The organism is Candidatus Hydrogenedentota bacterium, from assembly GCA_018005585.1.
Taxonomy (GTDB): Bacteria; Hydrogenedentota; Hydrogenedentia; order Hydrogenedentales; family JAGMZX01; genus JAGMZX01.
The window spans coordinates 1-3,043 of sequence record JAGMZX010000284.1 but is presented as its reverse complement, the minus strand read 5'-3'; the positions used below and the strand labels follow the sequence as shown (position 1 = coordinate 3,043).

Genomic DNA, 3,043 nt, shown 5'->3' with positions numbered 1-3,043 from the left:
CCCGACGACAACCGGGATTCGACGCTTCTTCGCCATTCATCCACGGATTCCGTGAACCGCCCGGTGTGCGACAATGTTGACAACGCGCGTTTCCCCGGCGGAGATTGCGGAATGCGTTACAATCAGAACGATTCGCGACGGCAGGAGGGAAATCCGATGTGGTCATGCTTGCGGGTCATGGGTATTCGCGCACTTCTCGCGGGCGCATGGTTGTTCTTGGCGCAGGGTGGCGCGGCCGCCACGCCCGAACTCGGTCTCGTCATCAACGAGGACGACAGCCATTTCTTCGGGTCGCGGTCGGCGGACCAGATGTCGATCGAGGGGCTGAACGCATTTGTGGACCAGTACGCGGGGACAGAGGTCTCGCACCTGTTCCTGTGTCCGAACGCGATGAAGGCCAGCTTCCGCAGCAGGGTGTGGGACGCAATATGGGACCTGAAAGGCACGCAGAAACCACCGGAGGATGATTTTGCGAAGACGTGGTGCGAAAACGCCCGGCTCCTCGATGACCGCGGGCTGGACCCGTACGCGGTGTGGATCGCGCGCTGCCGCGAGAAAAGGATTTCGCCGTGGCTCTCGATGCGGATGAACGACGTCCACAACGTGGACAACGTTGACTGCTACATCCACAATTCGTTCTGGCGCGACCATCCCGAGTATTGGCGCGTGCCGGGCAGCACGGGGTCTTGGGTAGACCGCGCGTTCGATTATGGCATTCCGGAAGTGCGCGAACACCACATGGCTCTTATTCGCGAACTCCTCGAACGCTACGATCCCGACGGGCTCGAACTGGACTGGATGCGCTTCGGCTATCACTTCAAGCCCGGCCACGAGGCGGAAGGCCGCGAGATACTCACCCAATTCGTGAAGGACGTGCGCGCGCTCACCAACGAATGGTCGGCCCGGCGAGGCCATCCCATCCGATTGGGCGCGCGTGTTCCCACGCACCCCGACGCGGCGTTCGGCCTCGGCATGGACGGCGTCCGCTGGGTCCATGAAGGGCTGGTGGACATGCTGGTGCCGACGCCGTTCTGGGCAACGTCGGATTTCGACATCCCGATCGAGATCTGGCGCGAACGCCTCGGGGATGCCGCCCGCAACATCGTGTTGGCCGCGGGCCAGGAAATCCTGCTCCGGGCCTATCCCGGCGCAAGCGCGATCGAGAACGACCTCCTGTCCGTGCGCGGGTTCGCGGCGGCGCATCTCCATCGGGGCGCGGACCAGATTTACCTCTTCAACTACATGGACGCCGAGCCGATGCAGGGCGGGCCGGGGACCTATCGTGCGCTGCTCGAAAACGGGCTGGCCCTCGGGGACGTCGTAGCGTTGCCGCGCCGCTACGTGGTCACCTACCGCGATACCGTGCCGCCGGGAATGTCGAACAACGCCGCGCTGCCTGTGGAGGGATTCACGGGCGCAACCTTCCGTGTCTACATCGGGCCCGCGCCGACGACCGGGACCGCGGCCTTCATTGCGGGTCTGGCGCGGAAGGACGGAGTCTCGAACGCCGCGTTCGAGGTCACCGTCAACCAGCGCGCCTGCGCGCCCGCCGCACCCCTTGCCGAGTCAGAGGCGCTCCCCGATGTCGCGCGCGCCTTGTCCTTCGCCTGTCCCCTCGAAGTGCTCAAGGACGGCTACAACACCGTCCAAATCAAGCAGACCGGGCCCGATGCGGAACAGCAGATCGTCTGGGCCGAAATCCGCATACAATAGCAGGCTGACGGAAGCTCATCTGCAGAGGATTATTCTGATGGACGCGGATATTGTGGCGGTGTCGCCCAGCACGGTATACCGCACGCTCAAGGGCGAGGGGCTCTTGGGCCGGCGCGACGTGAAGCCGTCCCTGAAGGGCACGGGCTTCGTGCAGCCCTTGCGGCCGCACCAGGAGTGGCACATCGACGTGACGTACGTGAACCTGAGCGGGACCTTCTACTACCTGTGTAGCGTCTTGGACGGCTTCAGCCGCTACATCGTGCATTGGGAGATCCGCGAGGCCATGAAGGAGACGGACGTGGAGCTGATTGTGCAGAAGGCGCTGGAGGCCTTCCCCGGCGTCCATCCCAAACTCATCAGCGACAACGGGCCGCAATTCATCGCCAAGGATTTCAAGGAGTTCATCCGCCTGGCGGGCATGACCCACGTGCGGACCAGCCCGTATTACCCGCAATCGAACGGAAAGCAGGAGCGGATGCAGGGCACGGTGAAACGCGAATGCATCCGCGAGAAATGCCCGCGTACCGTAGAGGAAGCGCGGCGCTGGGTGGGCGAGTACATCGAGCGTTACAACACCCAACGCCTGCATTCCGCCATTGGCTACGTGACGCCCTTGGACATGATCGCGGGGCGACAGGCCCAGATTCACGCCGAGCGCGACCGCAAACTCGAAGCGGCCCGGGAACAACGCCGCCAGACACGACAGTTGAATCCGCTTCCCGTCGCGGTATAACGTGACGGTTGCCGGGTGAAACGGAGGCCGGCTCTGCTGGAGAGCAACCGGCCAAGGATAGCCCGGCGGGGCTCATCAAGACGATGGGCACAGGGACGGGGCGAGCAATTGACGTCCCATCCCGCCTCAACAACCCATCGGATTGATAGACCCCCACTGCCTCAGAAAACTCCCGCCCGAAGGGCGGAACATAGTGCTAAGCGGGAAACGCCGATTGTCCAATTCCCGCTGAACCAAGACAGTGGCAGAGGCAAGCGTGTCTAATGGAAACGCATGTTTGAGTATGTCGAGGTCTGGCGCGGGTTGCCGGGCGAGGACATGACGCGCATCCTGTCGGGCGCCCCCACCGTCATACCCGCGAAAGCGGGTACCCAGCGGAATACGCCATTCCCGCGCCAGCGCGGGAATGACCGGTTTATCCTGTTTGCTGGGTTCCCGCTTTCGCGGGAAAGACGGGTTGGTTTTGGTTTCTGGGTTCCCGCTTTCGCGGGAATGACGGAGAGGGTTCGACGCGGCGGGCACGCACCGCATCCATGAGGTGGAACTCGCCGCGGACGAGCCGGATTCCTGGACTTACGGGTATAATAGCGCGAACGA

General features: G+C 63.3%; 2 protein-coding genes. Both read left to right on the top strand.

Features of this window, described 5'->3' with window-relative positions; genetic code table 11:
• The first annotated feature begins 156 nt into the window (after window positions 1–156).
• Window positions 157–1,713, top strand: a complete 1,557-nt coding sequence (locus KA184_23800; protein ID MBP8132616.1) for a hypothetical protein — start codon at window positions 157–159, stop codon at window positions 1,711–1,713.
• A gap of 37 nt (window positions 1,714–1,750) precedes the next feature.
• Window positions 1,751–2,446 (top strand): transposase family protein, encoded by a 696-nt coding sequence (locus KA184_23795; GenBank protein ID MBP8132615.1) that lies wholly within the window; start codon window positions 1,751–1,753, stop codon window positions 2,444–2,446.
• Window positions 2,447–3,043 lie beyond the last annotated feature (597 nt).

Coding starts and splice junctions, on each gene's coding strand:
- KA184_23800 (MBP8132616.1), top strand. CDS start 157: ATGTGGTCATGCTTGCGGGTCATGGGTATTCGCGCACTTCTCGCGGGC.
- KA184_23795 (MBP8132615.1), top strand. CDS start 1,751: ATGGACGCGGATATTGTGGCGGTGTCGCCCAGCACGGTATACCGCACG.